We start from the raw sequence: 18741 nt of genomic DNA, 5'->3' as shown, positions 1-18741 counted from the left end.
CTTACCGTATAAGGGAAATAATGTTGGTTATTGAAGAAAATGCCTGAATATTCCTTCTTAATCTCTGTTCCCTGTTCCCTGTTCCCTGTTCCCTCGAACCAGTTGTTAAATTAGCATAACAAGTACGGTAGAGCCAGAATTTTGAGTACTTACACTCCCCAGGGATATAAATTTGTGACCATATCCGAGTTATTGAAGAGAGGAACTATGGTTAAATCAGTAAATATCTGCCTACAGAATTAACCCTTTTACGACTTGGATAAATCATAAAATACCCATCATGAGATATTGGCATCTGTGTATTATAACTCTATTTACTCTGTTCTTCCGCTTACCATTTTTCTTCCGTTCTACATTCAATTGGGATGAAAGTACATTTATTTTAATGGGTCAGTCCATTTTAAATGGTAACTTACCATATGTAGAAATATGGGATTTAAAGCCACCACTTGCATTCTTTAGCTATGCTTTACCTATTTTAGCTTTTGGTAAATCTATAATATCTATTCGCCTATTTGGGACAATATGCGTAATCATATCAGCCATTCTGACTTACTATATTTGTCGCTGTGTGTGGGGACGAAAATTGAGTTTATTAGCTGCTATTATCTTTGTTATTTTAACTGGTCCGTTGATGGATGGTAAATCTACGATGACCGAGCATATAGCTATTGTACCTTTACTCGGTTCATTAGCCCTGCTCTTGAAAGAGCTTAAATTAAGTAATCTAAAATTTTTCATTGTTGGTTTGCTGATGGGAACCGCTTGTATGATTCGCCTAAATTTAGCTTATGTAGCATTAATTTTAGGTTTATATATTGCAGCTAGAAGCATTAATAATTTTAATTTACATTATAAATGTTTATTATCCATATTTGCCTATGGAATTGGTTGTTTAATTCCATTCATAGTTTTGTTTTTACCATACATAGCGACCAACAATTTTGCCCTATTTAAGGCTGCGGTAATTGATGCTTCCTTAGCTTACTCACATTCTCAAATACCATTCTGGCAAATTATATTTAAGCAAATTTATGATATTTGGGGGATTATATTTTTAATAGGTTGTTATCAGATTATTTTAATTATTAAACAACAGAAAAAATATTCACAGCAACGAAATAAATTTATATACTTATTGATATACTTTTTTGGTACTGAATGGTCGATTTTAAATAGTGGTGCGGCACATAGTCATTATATGATTCAACTGGCTCCTTTTTTTGCTCTGGTATTAGCATCTTGGTTGATGAAAATCTTGGATTTAAACTTAAAAGCAGGTTATTTCATACTCATAGTCACCTTGATGCTCACGGTTACACCCAGTTTGAATGAATACAAAACTATAGGGGTGCGTCTGGTGACACAACAATCAATCTTATACGGTAAAGAATATGATTTAGCTAAATATTTAGCTGAACAGGGAGGAAGTGATATTACAGCATATATGATGGATCATCATCTGGTTTATTGGCTCCTGAACCTGAAACCGCCTACAAAAATAGTCACCCATCCATCAAATATATCCAAAGAATATTTACTACGTGTTCTCCAAGGTCCAACTGCTAATACTAATCAAGCATTACTGGAAGTGTTGGCACAAAAACCTGAGTTTATTGTCAAAAAGGAAAATGTTTGGTATTTACAAAGTCATCCAGAAGCGATCGCCTTACTGGAAAAAACACTCAAAACAGATTATACCCTCTTAAGGAACATGGAAACCACACAAATTTATCGTAAAATATCCGAGGTCAAACAATAGATAAATTCAGTAGATATTAGTACATCATTTTTTTAATTTCAGCCAGCCAAAATTCTACAAGTATATGTATTTCAATAAAAATTGGCGCTCTACCGTTTCCGCTCCCTGGTTTCATCCTTTACTGTTGCTGATATGGTTCATAATAGGTGTGGCTTTACGGTTCACCAACTTAACAGCTAAACCACCTTGGATTGATGAAATTGCTACTTTGGTGTTTAGCTTGGGAAATAGTTTTTTACCAATACCCTTAGATCAAGCGATCGCCTCTGATATATTATTACAGCCATTACAAATAAATCCCGCCGCTGGTGTGGGGGATGTAATTCATCATCTCCTCACAGAAGATAGCCATCCACCTATATATTTTGTAATGGTTCATCTGTGGATGAAACTATTTCCCCATCAAGAAGGTATAGTATCATTGTTTGCTGCGCGCTCATTTCCCGCTTTACTGGGTGCAGTTTCTATTCCCTGTGCTTATGTTTTGGGTAAGTTAGCTTTTCGTTCTGCATTAGTGGGACAATTATCGGCGGCCATGATCGCAGTTTCACCATACGGTATTTATTTAGCACAGGAAGCACGTCATTATAGTTTGGCTATCCTCTGGGTGATGGGTTCCTTAGCTTGCTTAGTGATTGCTATCAATCACTTGCAAAACCAAACCTTATTACCCATGTGGTTAATTGTTGCTTGGGTAAGTATTAACGCCTTGGGTATTGCTACTCATTACTTTTTTGTTCTCACTCTGAGCGCCATTGCTTTAGTGTTGATTTTTGTAGCGGGGAAACAACAAACACAGGCAAAAAATTGGGTGTTATTCTCTCCCAGTTGGCGGCGACTATATTTGATTGCAGCTGGTACTGCTGTAGCTGGGTTAGTTTGGTTACCTACCTGGTTGCAAAATCGTCATATTGGTGCTTTAACAGAGTGGATTCAAGGTGAACGGGTGGGACTAAGTTGGATTAGCCCTATTTTCCAAGCTTTAGCCACCTGGATTACCATGATTTCCCTCCTCCCGGTGGAAGCACCACAGTTAACGGTGATCATTCTCTCCGGGTTGGTAATGTTAATTTTCTTTATTTGGGCAATACCTATTTTAATTGCTGGTCTTAAAGTACAACTACAAAACCCTGAAACTAGTTTCATCACTCAGGTGTTTGCTGGGGTGATATTAGGAGCGATCGCTTTATTTTTCTGCTTTACTTACTTCCTGGGTATAGATATCACACGGGGCGCTCGTTATAGTTTTGTTTACTTTCCCGCTGTGATGATCCTCCTGGGTGCGACTCTAGCAAGTTGTTATCAAAATCCCAACATTGGTCAATGGGGTATCACCGGTAAACAAGCTGTCATCCTGATTTGGGTGATGGGATTACTTAGCGCCATTACAGTTACCTTTAATCTGGGTTATCGCAAATATTACCGCCCTGATTTATTGGTTCCCGTGATTGAAGAAAATTCTTCACAACCAGTGTTGATAGCCACAACCCATAAAACTTTAGTACAAACCGGAGAGATGATCAGTATAGCCAGGGAATTAAAATTCTCAGGTTCACAGACTAATACCCAATTTATCCTAGCCCATCAAGACCAGGACCCTAATACCTCTACTATAGCCTTAGGCACAACTGTTAAACAATTACCCCGCCCCTTTGATTTATGGTTAGTTAATTTTCATGCTCCTATAGGGGAGACAGTACAACAACAATGTTCACTTGATTTTCAGAACTTACCGGGAGTGACCGGATATGAATATCAGGTCTATCACTGTGATAAATTACCGATCGCCCGTAAATTTTGACAACGAATTAACTCATTAAAATCTAAACTACCATTTTTTTGCATACCAGCGATCGCCTCAATGGCAGATAATAAATGCTCCGCTGCTTGAGTTTCTGAGTAACCCCGACGTTGAGCGATCGCTATAGCTGCTAAATCGGCGTTTAAGTCTAATTCCGAAGATTTGTTACCCCGCCAAATCCGCAGCAGCGCCATGGCGCTTAATCCCGTAGCAACTCCCACACCCAGAACATCCCCCTGTGCTGACTCCATCACTCCCGCTACCAAACCAGCGATCGCCACACCTTGATAAATCTGGGGTTGAAACCACTTCACCTGTGTTAACCAGCTTACCTTCTGCAATATTAATAAATCCCGTTGGGGTTCCGGTAAGGAAGACCAGAAATTAAAATTGATAGATATGACTCGCTCCCGTGTCCAAGGTAGAGGAAAAGTAGCATCAATTACCTTGGGCTGCTTGGGCTTGCTGACAATTTTTACTGTCATCCGACTAGAAGCAGGTATGACATTTAGTAACCGGCGAATCTCAGCCTTTGACTCCATAACAATAATTGTTGATGACATAATTACAGTTGTTCACAGTCTCTGCTCTGGTTACCAAAATACTCTATTAGGTGACTGAGGTGATATTAGTGTATTCTATGATTATGACTGTTGTACTTAAAGAATAGTTAACCAGCTTAACCTTCTGAATTACCAACTACCAATTAAATGGATGCTTTTGCTCCCATCGCCCCTGAATGGACAAATCAAGCGGTTCATGCTCACCAGTTCTGCTGTCCTAGTTGTCACGCTAGTAGCCTCGAAGCGGTAAAAGTTTGGATTAATAGGCGATCGCCTGTCATCACACCAGACCACCGTCGCAAATGGCAAGAATTTTACCATTGTCAGTGTAGTTATGTGTGGTGGGGTTGGAGTAGCGATCGACCTCCTGCGGATATACAGCACTATTCAAGTAAATAAAGTACACATCTTAATATCATAAATCTTGTGGGGTGGGCATCGGTGCCCTCCCTTGTCTACCTCACCCAGATAAAATGCGCAGTATAAGCGAAAACCAAAAAACCCGCACCAAGGCGGGCTTTTTAATTAACTGCTCACAACAGCTTTAGAATCTGAAGGTGGTACGCAGTGTACCTACATAGATAGTTTCGTTATTATCGTTGTTTTCAGGGTTGAGAATAACCAATACGCCGGGAGTGACGGTAATGTTGTCGCTGAAGCGCATTTTGTAGAGACCTTCTAAATGATAGGAGGTGTCGGACTCCTCTAGAGAAGTACCTGTTGCTGAAGAACCACCTGTAATCTTGGGGGGTTGACCAAAGATCAGACCCAATACGTTACCTTCTCTACCAAAGTCTTTAACAGCTAAACTGCTAGTCCAGTAGAACATATCCGCGTCAGCATTGCTAACTTCAGATTTAGCATTGCTGAAACCAGCCCAACCGCCTAGGGTCAGTGACGAGCTAGGTTTTAAACTAGCTTGGAAACCATAGTGGTCAGCAGAAGTTGCAACATCACCAAATGGGTTGTTAGCTATCCTACTTCCTGTACTACCAAAAAGGTTTACACCAGACTCACTATTTTGATAAGCACGTGCGTAGCTAAAACCAACATTTAAAGCATTGCTGGGTCTGAAAGCCACTTGACCGAAGATTGTACTACCACCATCGAAAATACCATTTTTCTCGTTAGGGTTGTTAGCATTGGATGCTACATAAGCGGCGCTTAAAGTTAAAGGACCACTGGGATTCAAGTTGACAGTTAAAGCACTACCACCACCTGTGCGGTAAATGGGGCTGAAACGACCGTAACGAGAAATAGCACCGCCACCAGAACTAGCAAAGTCAGGATGGAAGTTAGGGACGTTATCATCTAAGTCAGCACCCACCGCATCGATTTTGACTCGTACGGAGTCACTCAGGTTGAAGGTGTAGTTAACTTTATCGATGTTAAGATCATCACTAGCCTCAAAACCAAGACGGGTCATGTTAGTCCCTGTGGTGGGTCTTACAAAGTTCCCGTAATTCAACCGAGTTTGCAACCTATCCTTACCAGTAAAGCTAGTATTGAGAGTTAAGCGTACTCTGTTAGCAAAAGCGGTATTGCTTTGTAGATCGGGATTGTTATCAGGGTTTGTGTCCCTATCCGCTTGCTTCTCACCAAAAGCCTGATACAAGCCAAAAATAGCTTCCCCAGATAACTTGGTGGTGGTAGAAAACTGATTAGCTTCTAACTCAGCAGTGCGAGCTTCCAGAGCATCTACACGACCGCGCAGGGTTGCCAATTCAGCAGAAAATTCTTCTTGTAACCGCTGTAATGAAGCTAAATCTTGTCTTGTAATGACATCAGCGGTTGCAGTGGCGATTAGTTCGTTAACTCTGTCTAAACAAGCGTTTAAAGCCGCTGCAAATTCAAAACGAGTTAAGGTGCGGTTACCGCGGAAAGTATTGTCGGGAAAACCGGAGATACAACCGTAGCGCTCTACTAAAGATTGTAATGCGCGGTATGCCCAGTCTGTGGGGCGGACATCAGAAAATTGAGAAACAGATGTTACCTGACCGATGCTGTTAGCCTCTTGGGACAATTGAGCAACGGTTGTTTTTTGATTTAGTTCACCAGCCAGGGCTGTATTAGCAAAGAATAGAGCCGCAATTGCTGGGCTAACTTTGAGGGCGTTCCAAAGTAGTTTTGTCATGTTCTTAAGTTTCACTCACACCAAATAAGTTGAGATAACAGCAAAGCTTTAGGCTTTTTCTGCTGATCTTTTCATAGCTTCAGTTTTGAATATACCAAAATTTTTATAATTAACACAAGCCCATGATCATTTTTTTTGATACTCTATTTTTTATCTGATTATTTTGTGATAGAAGAATAATTCGCCGCTTGTAGCGTAGGAGTAGTTCTTGTTCCTCAAATTCCTGTAGAGTCCGGGTTATAGTCACACGAGTAGTATTTAAGACTTCTGATATTTCCTGGTGGGTAATATTTAGGTCAATTAATCTCCCCTGTTCTACATCGCGCCCAAATTTTTGACTTAACCACAGTAGGAACCTTCCCAAACGTAAGGACATCGGTTTGAGATGTACAATACTTAATATTTCCTCTGAATCTTGAATGTGTGATAGGAAAGCACCAGTATACTGGTGCCAAAGCTCCGGGGGTACAATACTAACTTCTACGCTTGTCAAACATTCAATTTGGTAGGGTTGGATTTTAGTTAAAGAATGTCCCACCAGATCACCAGTTCCCCAATAACCCAGAGCAATAAATATGCCATCTTCGTTCCAGGTTAAGGTACGAACTGCGCCGCGATCAATACGCCACAGAACATCCTTGTCAGGGGGAATTAATTCGCGGCGAGTAAATAATCTTTGTGGTAATTTTCCACCGGGGATAGAGTCATGAGATACATCAGATAACTTTGGGGTCAGACTGGTGGGATACATGATGTAAGTACTTAATATTGGGGCAACTAGAGTTAGCCTAATTAAGTAAGTTTAAGAAAAGGTAATATTTTGGTAAATTGTATGTTACTTAACAAAAGTTAAGGGTATTGTGGGTATCGTGGTTTCGACTTCGCTCAACCACCCAAATCAATATGTTTCCGTAAGCGCAGTGGAAGGGAACAATCACCCCCTAACAACTTTGTCCCGTAACAATGTATGCTACCCGGCGACCAATGTTAGTAGCATGGTCTGCCATCCGTTCTAAACAACGAATTGCCAGCGCCAGGAGTACAATCGGCTCCACTACCCCCGGTACATCTCTTTGCTGGGCTAAAGTTTGATAAACTCGATCATAAGCATGATCTACAGTATCATCTAAGCGCTTTAAATCTCGTCCCCCAACTTCATCCAAATCAGCTAAGGCTTTTAAGCTACTTGCTAGCATGGCTTGTGCGTGGTGAGACATCTCCTCAATCTCTGGCAAAGAGCTATGTGGTGGGTAAGGAAAAATTTTTACGGCAATGTTAGCTAAATCCTCGGCATAATCCCCAATACGTTCTAAGTCTCGCACTAACTGCATAAAGGCACTTAAACAGCGTAAGTTTTGATCTGTAGGTGCTTGGAGTGTGATAATTGTCGTACAATCTGATTCTATTTGTCTATAAAAGCGATCAATTTTTTTATCTAATCGGGGGAGTTCCCGAGATGCTGTTAAATCTCGGGAAAATAGGGCTTGGTGGCTGAGGCGGAAGGATTGTTCTACCAAAGCTCCCATGCGTAATATATCCCGTTCCAAGCGCCTGATGGCACGTGCTAATTGGGGATTTTGCGGTTGAGAGTTGCGATCATACAAGGCAGCTTGCACACTGATTAATCTCAAAAGTGAAGATATTCTTAACTATAGTCTTGGCTTGGGTAGTTTGCCATAACTTCAGGAAGTTGAAGTTTTAACCAAGCTCCACCGGTTTCTGGATGATTCATCGCTTTAATAGAACCGCCATGGGCGACAATAATTTGTCGCACAATAGCTAAACCTAAACCATTACCCACAATTGCACCCAGAGAATTATTTTCTGGTAGTGAGGAATGAGTCCGAGCTTTATCTCCCCGGTAAAATCGCTCAAATATATGTGGTAAATCTGCTTCGGAAAAACCCAGTCCGGAATCAATGAGATTTATTTCCAAAATAGGAACTAGGCGACTGTCAGTGTCTGGTATTGATAGGATTTGGGCTTGAATTTGAATAGTGCTACCAGGAAGACTATATTTAATGCTGTTGTCCAGCAAGTTGAGAAAAACCTGATAAATACGCCCAGGGTCGGCTTTGATCCACAGATTTTCTGGGCCGCAGTAGGATATAGACAGGTGTTGCTTTTGGGTTAATGGTTCTAAGCTTTCCCACACAGATATGATCAGCGATCGCAATTCCACAACTTCCAAATGCAATTGCATAGCGGGGTTGGCTTCCATTTGAGTCAGTTCTAACCAGCTTTGCACTAAGTTAATCAGCCGATCTACCTCTTGCATTAGCCGATCAACCCAACGATTCAAGGGAGGGTCTAAGCGGTTTTGTAAAGTTTCCACCACCAAACGAATGGAAGTCAAGGGGGTTCTGAGTTCGTGAGCTAGGTCAGAAAAAGAGCGATCGCGTTCCTGATTCATATCTAGTACAGGTTGGCGATTTTCCAGAAATACCCCCACCTGTCCATTGGGTAGTGGTAAACTGGAAGCGCGCAACGCCAGGGGTTTTATCCTCGATACCCCTGATACCCCATTACTTTTAGTACCGCTAGTACCGCGAAAAGCGCAATCAGAAGAGGGGTGAAATATCCACTCTTTTACCTGTAATGCTTGGCGATCGCGAGTTTTTTCCACTAAATGGTCAAGTTCATAAGACCGCACCAACTCTAGTAACAGCCGCACCTGTCCAGGTTGCCATGTTTGTAGATATAATATTTGTCGCGCTTGCTGATTGCACCACAGCAATTGATTTTCTTCATCTACCTGCAAATATCCTATGGGAGCAAAATCCAGCAAGTCTTGGTAGGTTTTTAGGGACTGCTGCAAATTTTGCTGCTGCTGCTTGATGGTGGTTATTTTGCGATGCAAAGGAGGTATTAGTCCCAGCACCACCTGAGAATGAGCAGAGCTTGAGGGTTCTATTAGTCCCCTTAAGTAGCGTTTTAGTTGAACCTGTTGCCAAATCCACAACCCAGTACCTACCGCTAAACCCAGAAAAAATCCCAATAAGAGCATGAGACTATAAGTTGTTAGTTACTTGATCATTAATAAAAACTAACAACTATCTCCACAGATATCAGAAAAATGCTCAAAACCCTAAATTAACAAGTACTTGCATCTTCGGTAGGAGTTTTCAACCAAAACGGTAGCCAAAGCCTCTGACAGTCACAATGTATTCTGGATGACTAGGGTCATCTTCTAGTTTTTCCCGCAACCAGCGGATATGAACATCCACAGTTTTACTGTCACCCACAAATTCAGGACCCCAAATCTGATCTAGCAATTGCTCACGAGACCAGACACGGCGAGGATAATTCATAAACAGTTCCAGCAAGCGAAACTCTTTAGGAGATAAATTCACCTCTTGACCACGGACAAGCACACGACATTCTTGGGGATTTAAACTCACAGTCTTGTGTGTTAATACTTGTATTTGTGGCGAGGTAATTAAGCGTTGGCGACGGAGTAAAGCCCGACAGCGAGCCACTAATTCCCTCATACTAAAGGGTTTAGTCAGGTAATCATCCGCTCCTACTTCTAAGCCCAAAACCCGGTCAGTTTCGCTACCTTTAGCACTGAGAATCAAGATTGGTACTGGGTTTCCTTGATGACGCAGCAACCGACATATATCTAGACCATTAACATAAGGAAGCATGACATCAAGAATTATTAAGTCAAAAGCGGGTTCCCCTGACTTGGCTTCACAACTTTGGAAATACTCTACAGCTGATTGCCCATCCGCAGCACTTATGACGCTAAAACCTTCTTCTTCCAAGGCTAAAGCTAGCATCTCTTGGATTAACTCCTCATCTTCTACTACTAAAATACGGCTGGTTGAGCCAATTTTGCCTCTGGTAGAAGACTGGATGGATTCACTGGTATACATTGATAGCAGGAAAATCTATTTTTTTGTATGAATTAACATTTTGCAATTAACCACCGTGGTTTGATTTCTCTACAGCAGTAATTTTTTTTGCAAAAAGTAATACAAATCACAATACATCATCAATAACTGTAATTGCAAGCTACCATCAGTATTTTTAGCAATTGACTTGATGAAATTATTTTCTTAATTATGATGATTTATTGACAATCCACCAAACAAAACAATAAACCTTGAAAATATAATCATGCCTCTCTCACTGCCTCTAAGGTAGATACTTTTGTACTACAATCCAACCGGTCAAGGACACCCAAATAAAACCACCAAAGAGAATAATATTCACACCAATATGTAAAGGTCTAGCCCAAGAACGCCTAGTGTTAATTTGTGTGGCGCTCCAAGCAGACAGCAAAACTAATATTACTACTATTAACCCAGCCATCAAGTGTGATGAGTGTCCCAATGAGCCAAAGTGTCCTATAGTGCCAATAATGCCAATGGCTAGCAGTAGTAACACTAGACTAACCATAGTGATACCAATTGTATAATGCAGCGATCGCACTTCTCTACGTCCCCCCAGGAACCAGCGGAACCTGGGGAAATGCGCCAAAGTTCTTTCCCGAAACATCCAAATACCCGTAACTGCTAGGAGCAGATACCCTACCAGCGATAACCCCATCGACCAAGCGGCTATTTTCCACAACCAAATAAAAGAAGGTAAATTCATGACATTGATTGTAAATGGAAATGGAGCCAGATGGGGACCCGGAGAGTCAATCAAAAAGGTTGCTGAATTTGGCAACCCCGAAATTGGATAAAATTGTTTTTTTAATCCAGACTCAGCCAGCAATTGTTAAAGGTTTTGTTGTATTTTCAAGTTGGTTATTAATTGACTGCACCGTTGGTTGTGTCTTCATGGTGTCCATATCTATTGAGTCTGTATGAAACTCATTACTAGTAGGCTCACTCATAGCCAAGCGATCGCACGCAATTGTATCAGATAAAATTGCACTGGCCATCATTCCCGTATGAATTTCCATTTGAGCTTCTAATGGAGCTTCAAACACAAGGCGCTGTCCTGGAAAAACAACTCTTTCAAAGTACCAATTAGAAATATTGCAGATGCGAGCCACCTGGATTTTGTTTGTAGCATTAACGTAGCAACAAAGGATATGCTCAGATTGCTCAGGTGGTAGAGGATCTAATATTTGAGGCATAACTGCGGAGGAGCTTTACGCTACAATTTTACATTACACTATTTAAACTAACATTGCCTGATCCCAAGATGCTGTAACTCCGACTACCAACCGAAATTTTCTACGCTATTTCTATCTAAATATATGTTCAAGTTATGAAACCTTAATCAACTATCATAACTTTAGTAAAAAAAATATACTCCCCCAGAGTGATTTTAAATTTTACTGGACTCGGATCACTGATTCTGACTCCCACAGGGCGGTTTGCTCCCTGAATAGCCAAACTCAATGTTATGGTAAAGATATATAACAATCTTGCTCATCAAATATATTCATGTATTTATGTCCTTTGACTCCGAGCAAATCCAACTATTCCCACAATTGTCCGCACTGTTCATCGCAGTAGCAATTGTCAACTACAAAGCCAACTAAAATAAACAAACAGTTTTCAACTGCATATCTGTCTATCGTTTTCATAAACAACTGCAAGGTGAAAGCCCAAAAACCCATGATGGAAAATCGCATCCTCTACGTTCGCCTTCCCTGTAACCCCATATTTCCCATTGGGGTAGTATATCTTTCAGATCACATTCACAAACTATTCCCCAACATTGAACAACGGATCTTTGATTTGGGAACAGTACCACCTTTAGATTACGCATCCAGCCTAGATACCTGTATCGATGAATTTAAACCCACACTCCTAGTATTTTCTTGGCGTGATATTCAAATTTATGCTCCAGTGGGTGGACGTGGGGGTAACCCACTACAAAACGCCTTTGAGTTTTATTATGCTCAGAATCCCCTGATCAAATTACGTGGAGCTTTAGGCGGTTTGCGAATCTTTATCGCTTACTATGTGGAGTTGTGGCGCAACCAAGGATTAATCAAACGTGGTTTAACACGCGCCCAAAAATATCACCCTGATGCTCGTGCCATTGTCGGCGGTGGTGCAGTCAGTGTATTTTACGAACAATTGGGTAAAACCTTACCGCCAGGGACAATTATTTCCGTAGGTGAAGGTGAAACACTCATCGCAAAACTTTTAAGTGGTAGAGAAATTCAAGATGAACGTTGCTATGTAGTGGGAGAAACTCAACCACGACCACGCCTAATTCATGAACAACCCACCCCCTTAGAAAAAACCGCCTGTAACTACGACTATATAGAAAGTATCTGGCCAGAATTTAACTATTACCTGCAAGAACAAGACTTTTATATTGGCGTACAAACCAAGCGCGGTTGTCCCCACAATTGTTGTTACTGCGTTTACACCGTCGTAGAAGGTAAACAAGTCCGCATCAACCCAGCAGCAGAAGTAGTTACCGAGATTCGCCAATTATATAATCGCGGTATTCGCAACTTCTGGTTTACTGATGCTCAATTTATCCCGGCACGTAAATTTATTGATGATGCTGTAGAACTATTACAGAAAATTGTCGATTCTGGTATGACAGATATCCACTGGGCAGCATACATCAGAGCCGACAACTTAACACCCCAGTTGTGTGACTTAATGGTCAAAACCGGGATGAACTACTTTGAAATTGGGATTACCAGTGGTTCTCAGGAACTAGTTCGCAAAATGCGTATGGGTTACAATTTACGCACCGTCTTACAAAACTGTCGCGACTTAAAAGCAGCTGGCTTTAACGAATTAGTTTCCGTCAACTATTCCTTTAACGTCATTGACGAACGTCCCGAAACCATCCGCCAAACCATCGCCTACCACCGGGAACTAGAACGAATTTTTGGCGCTGATAAAGTTGAACCAGCTATCTTTTTTATTGGACTCCAACCCCATACCCATTTAGAAGAATATGCCTTAAAAGAAGGTATCCTTAAACCAGGATATAACCCCATGAGCTTGATGCCATGGACAGCTAAAAAACTCCTCTGGAATCCTGAACCCCTTGGTTCTTTCTTTGGGGAAGTCTGCTTACAAGCTTGGAAACAAAACCCTAATGACTTCGGGCGCGAAGTTATGAACATCCTAGAGGAAAAATTGGGTTGTGCCAATTTGGAAGAAGCACTTTCTGCACCTATAGACAAGAAAGAAAAACAGCCTCTAAGTGTATCATAGATATTTGACATCCTCTCGCCGCCGTAGTCACAATATCACAACGTCCCTAGGGGGGTTCTATAGAACCCTTCTAATATGGTAACTTGTATTTAGATGATTTCCTCAGCGGGCAGGATGTCTACCCTACAAGAGTTTTAAGATTTATTATATATTACCCATCAAGCTGCAATCTGCTGTAAATTCATAGTTTAATTCAGCAACGCCCAATTCAAAATTCAGATCAAAATTCAGAATTACTTACCAATTATGACAGCCTATGTTAGAAGGTTCAATACTACAAAAGCTGGAAAAAGCACACCGCAATACTACTAGACCCCTTGCACTTGGGGTCTACTACAAAAATACTTTAGTTTCTCTGTGCCATGCTTTAGAAGACCACATCTTAAGTGAAGATAGTTCACCTTTAGTTATTACAGCCTTTCAACAAGGTAAATGGTATCTCCAAGAAGCCGAAAGATACGCAGATATGGCTCAGTGTAGCCGGCAAATTGTGATTATGGCGACACCGGATACAGGCTTTGTAGAACATCCCACTAGCCAACTTAGTAATGTCGATCTAGTGCCATTAAATCCACTTGACCCAGTAGCCCAGGAGTGGCACTTAATTATCCTGTCCGCAGAATACACAGCCATGGTACTTTGTCAAGAGCTATCAGAGTCTGATTATGGGGCAGATGGTAGACCATGTTCTGATAGAGAGCGCAAATTCTATGGATTATGGACATTTGAACCAGAGTTAGTGCAAGAAACAGCCAACTTGGCGATCGCCCACATTCAAGAATACAATCCAGAACTAGCAGAAAAACTAATCAACCGTCAAAAAAATATACATTATAGTCCAGTTACGCCAAAACATTTAAGTGCAGTTGTCTCCCGCGTAGTAGATTATCTCGAGACAGGACAGAACCCACAACCACTGAGCACTGCTCCCAGTCAACAGGCCTTAGAACGTAACCTAGTTTCTAATGAAATCCAGGCATTTTTACGGATGGCGCAATTAATCGATATGGCAGATGTCCAAAATCCCATGGCCTGCGCCGAAGTGGTAGCACTTGCCGAGATCATGGGGCAGCTTTTAGAACTACCCGCATGGCAGATTAAACGATTGCGACTAGCAGGTTTTTTACACCGTATAGACCCACTACAAAAAGCGGAAAGCCTTCTCACTCCCGGTACATCTACCCGCTACCAAGAACAAGCGCCCCATTGTCCCTTAACTTGTCCCCTAGTACCAGGAGCCCAGGTATTGCGAACCATGCCCAGACTCCAGGCCATTGCCCAAATTATCACCCACCAAAGCGAATGGTGGAACGGTACAGGGGAACCAGCAAATTTAGCCGGAGATGAAATTCCCTTAGAATCGAGAATTTTAGCCCTAGTCTCCGATTTCCAGTGCCGCGTCAACAACATCAAATCATCCCCAAACACTCCCCAAGAAATATTTACCCAAGCCTTAGAGGCATGCAGACAACAACAATCAACCCGCTTTGACCCTAAACTTGTAGATGCTCTAGCTTTATTAGTTATGGGTTTACAGCAGGGTCTAGACTTACCCGTGATATCACTGAAAGTCAGCACCGGCCTATGGCTCCTTGACTCCCAATGGGATAAGTATCAACAAACCAGTACAGTACAACCTCACTGATAAAACCTCTGAGCTTCCTAATTACCAGTCATCCCCATGAATATTGAAGCCATTAAATCAGGAAAACTCAAACAAGTTCCAGGAGCTAACTTAGAAGATGAGGAACTCTCCCAACTTGACCTGAGCAGGATCAATCTCGCAGGCGCTAACTTAGTCGGTACTAATTTCATCGGTTCCAAACTTGAAGGCGGACATTTCCAGGGAGCCAACTTGATGGGCGCAAACCTGCAAAAAACTGACCTGCGAGCGAACCTCATGGGAGCGAACTTAATGCAAGCCGACTTAACCAGTGCCGACTTGCGTGGTACTAATTTACGCGGAGCCAACTTAATGGGGGCCACACTGGCTGATGTCTCCCTGGCTGGTGCTTTCTTGAGTGGTGCTAATTTAATGAATGTCAACCTACAGGGTGTTGACTTACGCAGTGCTGACTTACGGGGTACAAACCTCACCGGCGCTAATCTCAAAGGTGCTGACTTAAGTCGTGCTGATTTGCAAGGAAGTTTATTAAGTGGAGCCGACTTAGAAGAAGCTGACCTACGTGGCGCAAATTTAGCCGGGGCGAACCTCACCGGCGCCAATCTCCTCTGTGCTGAGTTGGAAGGGGCAAATTTGACCGGGGTCAAGTTAGATCAGACTTGCTTACTGGGGACAGTCATCGCCACAGGTTGTTAAAAAAGTATTAAGCTAGGACTCGCCAACGCATCCACACCGCCAGTATTCCCATGAACACCACCCCCATCACTCCTTGTAGAGGATTATTATTTACACCCGTCACCCAATCAGGAACTTGACCAGTATATTCAATTAAATTGCCCACATTAATTATGTAATAGCCCCAAACTAAACCACCATGTAAACCAATCCCTAAACCCAATCTTCCCCCACGCCAGCGTTTAGCCCATACCTGCGTTAACCCCAGCAATACCAAAGCTGGAAATTGAGGTAATGTTTGAATAATTGCCTCCCACGGTTTAATAAAGTGCAATGCAGCAAAGGTGACAGCATTGACCCAAACTGCCACACCTAAGCTATAGTCCCGTTCTAGTTCATCCAGTAACCAACCTCGAAATAATAACTCTTCCGCAAACCCCACACCTAAAGAGACAATTAAACCCTCTAGAATTATTCTCGGCCAGAAAACCTGCGGTTGTTGCCATACCAGCCAACCTAAAAAACCTTGTAGCCCAAACACTACCAGAATGCCAACTATACCAGTAGCTAAACCATTCAGCAAATCCACTGCATTAGTCCGGGTGATTTCCCCACCATATTGTCTGAATATCTGGGGTTGGTGATAGACATTTTTACCCCATAGCCGCAACAGCAAAATAAATTGAGCATATAACAGCACGATTGTCAATATACTTACTAAGTTAGGATCACTAACTAACAAGTAAATCGGGATGGCGAAGGGTCCCCATAGGACTAATAAGGCTGCAACAAAATAACCCAGCCTGATGGTAACAGGACTGTGGGCTAACCGAATTAGGTTGATTTTCATGGGATTTTGAGGAATAAGTGCAATATATTGTCTTATTCGTCCGGTTCAATGGTGCTACTTAAACCATGACTTTTTAATGTTTCGCAATAAAATTCCGCGTGTTCCTGAGCGCACGTAATGACTAAAGCCAAACCGTTAGTATGGGCTTCCATCATAATGCTTACTGCTTGGGGTTGGGTCAAGCTCGGTACTGTAGTTAATAGTGTCTGTACTACATACTCCATGGAGTTGTAGTCGTCATTATGGAGCAAAACCCGGTACCGAGGGGCAAGCTTGCGGGATGTGGAACGCTTCTCAATGGTTTCTACAGACACGGCTGTTTGCTTTTAATTTCGATGATTGACAACAAAGTAGATGTTAAGTCAGTCGATAGCATTGACTTAATACTTATTTACTTATGCTATAACATCCCGATACAAACCTCAAAGATTAACCTCCCACCCTTTTTTTGAAGCTGAACGCTTTCCACTCTGCCCAGAAATTTCTGATAATCTGAAATTAAGGTATGTTCAATATCTTGGTTTGAGATAGCCCATTCTCGCTTTTACAATCAAATAAGCCGCCACTTCGTCAACTTAACGAATATGAGCCTAGAGTTTCAACCAGGACAAATTGTATCTTTAGACCATAGTGAAAAGAATCTACTTGCAGAAGTTATCCAAGTCGTGGTTGCTCGTCAGCTGTGCTGGTTACGTCCCCTGCTGTTAGCTAACTGTGCACCAGAACCACCAATTATTACTGATCTGCGAGATGGTTCACATTTGCTTTGTCCTCTTAATTTGGTGCGACCAGCCCTAGATACGGAGGTCATTACCTTTTTGAGCCAGATTTTAGCTAAAGAACCCAAAAGCCAACTAGACTCAGGTGCTCAACAGCAATATTATCAATTTATTCAGCAGATATACCGAGGAATTGAGGACTAGGGGAAGGAATTTACCGTCCTCATGCCTATTCGCCGCCCGAAATTAAGCGTAACGAATACCAGCATCTCTCATGCGTTGAATGGCTTCATACATCCGTTCATCGGGAATGGTCAGGGCTATTCTGAAAAAGCCCTCGCCGATGACACCATAACCATTTCCTGGAGCTACCATAATGCCACATCTGTCAAGCAATAAAGATACAAATTCTTGGGAAGAATATCCTAGAGGTACAGGTACCCAGATATAAAGTGTAGCTTCAGGAGGTTCAATCGGCCAGCCTAAAGACTGTAATCCTTGTACAATAATGTCACGACGCTTTTGGTAACCTGACATTAAGGCCCAGAGTTCTGCATCACTAGTGCAGAAGGCAGCGATCGCGGCTCTTTGAATTGCCTTAAATACTCCAGAATCAACATTACTTTTTACCTGTCTCAGTCCTTGAATACCAGTGGCATTCCCAACCACAAAACCAATACGCCAGCCCATCATATTATAGGATTTAGACAGACTGTGAAATTCAATGGCGACATCTTTCGCACCCGGAACTTGCAGGACACTCGGCGGTTTATAGCCATCGTAAGCCATTTCTGAGTAAGCATGGTCATGACATAGCAAAATATTATACTGCCTGCAAAAATCAACCAATTCTCCCAAAAATTCCAGGCTGGCTATGGCTCCTGTGGGATTATTGGGATAATTAATCCACAATAATTTGGCCTTACGGGCAATTTCTTCAGGAATTATATTTAGGTCAGGTAAAAAATTGTTTTCTACCTTCAACGGCATACTATATGGTTCACCACCAGCAAAAATTGAGGCAGTCTTATACACAGGATAACCAGGATCCGGTATCAGGGCATAGTCTCCCGCCTCTACAAAAGCTAAGAAGGTGTTATGTATTGCTTCTTTGGAACCAATCGAAGAGATAATTTCTGTATGTGGATTTAACCCTGTCACCCCAAACCTTCGTTCCATCCAATTAACCGCCGCCTCCCTAAATTCTTGTGTTCCCTGATAGGGGGGGTAGTTGTGGGTGGAGGGGTCATCAATTGCTTGATGCATGGTCTACAATAATTTAATGATTTTATAGTCATTTATGTATATTTGTAGTATAATATTATTATGAATGTACGATCATTAAATGAATGAAACTATCTGATTATGCAAAAAAGGTAGGGATAAGTTATAGAACTGCGTAGGGATAAGTTATAGAACTGCGTGGCGTTGGTACAAATCCGGCGTAATCACAGGTTAT

Annotated in this window: 18 protein-coding genes; 7 read left to right on the top strand and 11 right to left on the bottom strand. The window is 41.8% G+C overall.

Annotated elements, in window-relative coordinates:
• Positions 1–280 precede the first annotated feature (280 nt).
• Positions 281–1762, top strand: coding sequence for an ArnT family glycosyltransferase (locus tag PN457_RS14280; RefSeq protein ID WP_271734037.1), 1482 nt, complete (start codon positions 281–283; stop codon positions 1760–1762).
• Between the two features lie 64 nt (positions 1763–1826).
• Positions 1827–3563, top strand: a complete 1737-nt coding sequence (locus tag PN457_RS14275; protein ID WP_271734036.1) for a glycosyltransferase family 39 protein — start codon at positions 1827–1829, stop codon at positions 3561–3563.
• Here PN457_RS14275 and PN457_RS14270 read toward each other — a convergent pair.
• Positions 3527–4105 (bottom strand): DUF3318 domain-containing protein, encoded by a 579-nt coding sequence (locus PN457_RS14270; RefSeq protein WP_271734039.1) that lies wholly within the window; start codon positions 4103–4105, stop codon positions 3527–3529. The genes PN457_RS14275 and PN457_RS14270 overlap by 37 nt on opposite strands.
• Before the next feature lie 168 nt (positions 4106–4273).
• Here PN457_RS14270 and PN457_RS14265 point away from each other — a divergent pair, with 168 nt between their 5' ends.
• Positions 4274–4525: a hypothetical protein gene (locus PN457_RS14265; RefSeq protein WP_271734035.1), complete on the top strand. Its 252-nt coding sequence runs from the start codon at positions 4274–4276 to the stop codon at positions 4523–4525.
• 145 nt (positions 4526–4670) lie between these two features.
• Here the strand turns inward: PN457_RS14265 and PN457_RS14260 are convergent, their stop codons facing one another.
• From PN457_RS14260 to PN457_RS14230, 7 genes are all read right to left on the bottom strand, one after another.
• A complete protein-coding gene (locus PN457_RS14260) occupies positions 4671–6260 on the bottom strand; it encodes an iron uptake porin (protein WP_271734034.1) in 1590 nt (529 codons plus the stop codon).
• Between the two features lie 109 nt (positions 6261–6369).
• Complete coding sequence (locus PN457_RS14255; protein WP_271734033.1) at positions 6370–7011, bottom strand: Crp/Fnr family transcriptional regulator; 642 nt, start codon at positions 7009–7011, stop codon at positions 6370–6372.
• A 190-nt stretch (positions 7012–7201) separates the two neighbouring features.
• Complete coding sequence (phoU, locus tag PN457_RS14250; RefSeq protein ID WP_271734032.1) at positions 7202–7876, bottom strand: phosphate signaling complex protein PhoU; 675 nt, start codon at positions 7874–7876, stop codon at positions 7202–7204.
• A gap of 29 nt (positions 7877–7905) precedes the next feature.
• A complete protein-coding gene (locus tag PN457_RS14245; RefSeq protein WP_271734031.1) occupies positions 7906–9267 on the bottom strand; it encodes a PAS domain-containing sensor histidine kinase in 1362 nt (453 codons plus the stop codon).
• Positions 9268–9385: 118 nt separating this feature from the next.
• Positions 9386–10138: a response regulator transcription factor gene (locus PN457_RS14240; protein WP_271734030.1), complete on the bottom strand. Its 753-nt coding sequence runs from the start codon at positions 10136–10138 to the stop codon at positions 9386–9388.
• Positions 10139–10400: 262 nt separating this feature from the next.
• Complete coding sequence (locus PN457_RS14235) at positions 10401–10862, bottom strand: DUF4079 domain-containing protein (RefSeq protein WP_271734029.1); 462 nt, start codon at positions 10860–10862, stop codon at positions 10401–10403.
• Between the two features lie 112 nt (positions 10863–10974).
• Entirely contained in the window at positions 10975–11352 is a 378-nt protein-coding gene (locus tag PN457_RS14230) for a DUF1830 domain-containing protein (RefSeq protein WP_271734028.1), read from the bottom strand.
• A gap of 487 nt (positions 11353–11839) precedes the next feature.
• On the opposite strand from PN457_RS14230, the gene PN457_RS14225 reads away from it, so the two are divergent.
• The 3 genes from PN457_RS14225 to PN457_RS14215 all read left to right on the top strand — a co-directional run bounded on the left by PN457_RS14225 (position 11840) and on the right by PN457_RS14215 (position 15734).
• Positions 11840–13414 (top strand): photosystem II high light acclimation radical SAM protein, encoded by a 1575-nt coding sequence (locus PN457_RS14225; RefSeq protein WP_271734038.1) that lies wholly within the window; start codon positions 11840–11842, stop codon positions 13412–13414.
• Between the two features lie 256 nt (positions 13415–13670).
• Positions 13671–15059 (top strand): DICT sensory domain-containing protein, encoded by a 1389-nt coding sequence (locus PN457_RS14220; protein ID WP_271734027.1) that lies wholly within the window; start codon positions 13671–13673, stop codon positions 15057–15059.
• A gap of 36 nt (positions 15060–15095) precedes the next feature.
• Positions 15096–15734, top strand: a complete 639-nt coding sequence (locus PN457_RS14215) for a pentapeptide repeat-containing protein (RefSeq protein ID WP_271734026.1) — start codon at positions 15096–15098, stop codon at positions 15732–15734.
• A gap of 7 nt (positions 15735–15741) precedes the next feature.
• Here PN457_RS14215 and PN457_RS14210 read toward each other — a convergent pair whose 3' ends face one another.
• Together PN457_RS14210 and clpS are read right to left on the bottom strand one after the other, a co-directional pair.
• Complete coding sequence (locus tag PN457_RS14210; RefSeq protein ID WP_271734025.1) at positions 15742–16563, bottom strand: CPBP family intramembrane glutamic endopeptidase; 822 nt, start codon at positions 16561–16563, stop codon at positions 15742–15744.
• A 32-nt stretch (positions 16564–16595) separates the two neighbouring features.
• Positions 16596–16877, bottom strand: a complete 282-nt coding sequence (gene clpS, locus PN457_RS14205; RefSeq protein ID WP_200989791.1) for an ATP-dependent Clp protease adapter ClpS — start codon at positions 16875–16877, stop codon at positions 16596–16598.
• A gap of 270 nt (positions 16878–17147) precedes the next feature.
• Here clpS and PN457_RS14200 point away from each other — a divergent pair, with 270 nt between their 5' ends.
• Positions 17148–17486 (top strand): hypothetical protein, encoded by a 339-nt coding sequence (locus tag PN457_RS14200; RefSeq protein ID WP_271734024.1) that lies wholly within the window; start codon positions 17148–17150, stop codon positions 17484–17486.
• A 42-nt stretch (positions 17487–17528) separates the two neighbouring features.
• Here the strand turns inward: PN457_RS14200 and PN457_RS14195 are convergent, their stop codons facing one another.
• Complete coding sequence (locus tag PN457_RS14195) at positions 17529–18548, bottom strand: LL-diaminopimelate aminotransferase (RefSeq protein WP_271734023.1); 1020 nt, start codon at positions 18546–18548, stop codon at positions 17529–17531.
• Positions 18549–18741: the final 193 nt, after the last annotated feature.

The sequence above is a fragment of the Anabaenopsis arnoldii genome, assembly GCF_028331025.1.
GTDB lineage: Bacteria > Cyanobacteriota > Cyanobacteriia > Cyanobacteriales > Nostocaceae > Anabaenopsis > Anabaenopsis arnoldii.
Note: the sequence above shows the minus strand (reverse complement) of the source record. Positions and strands in the feature narration are given on the sequence as shown.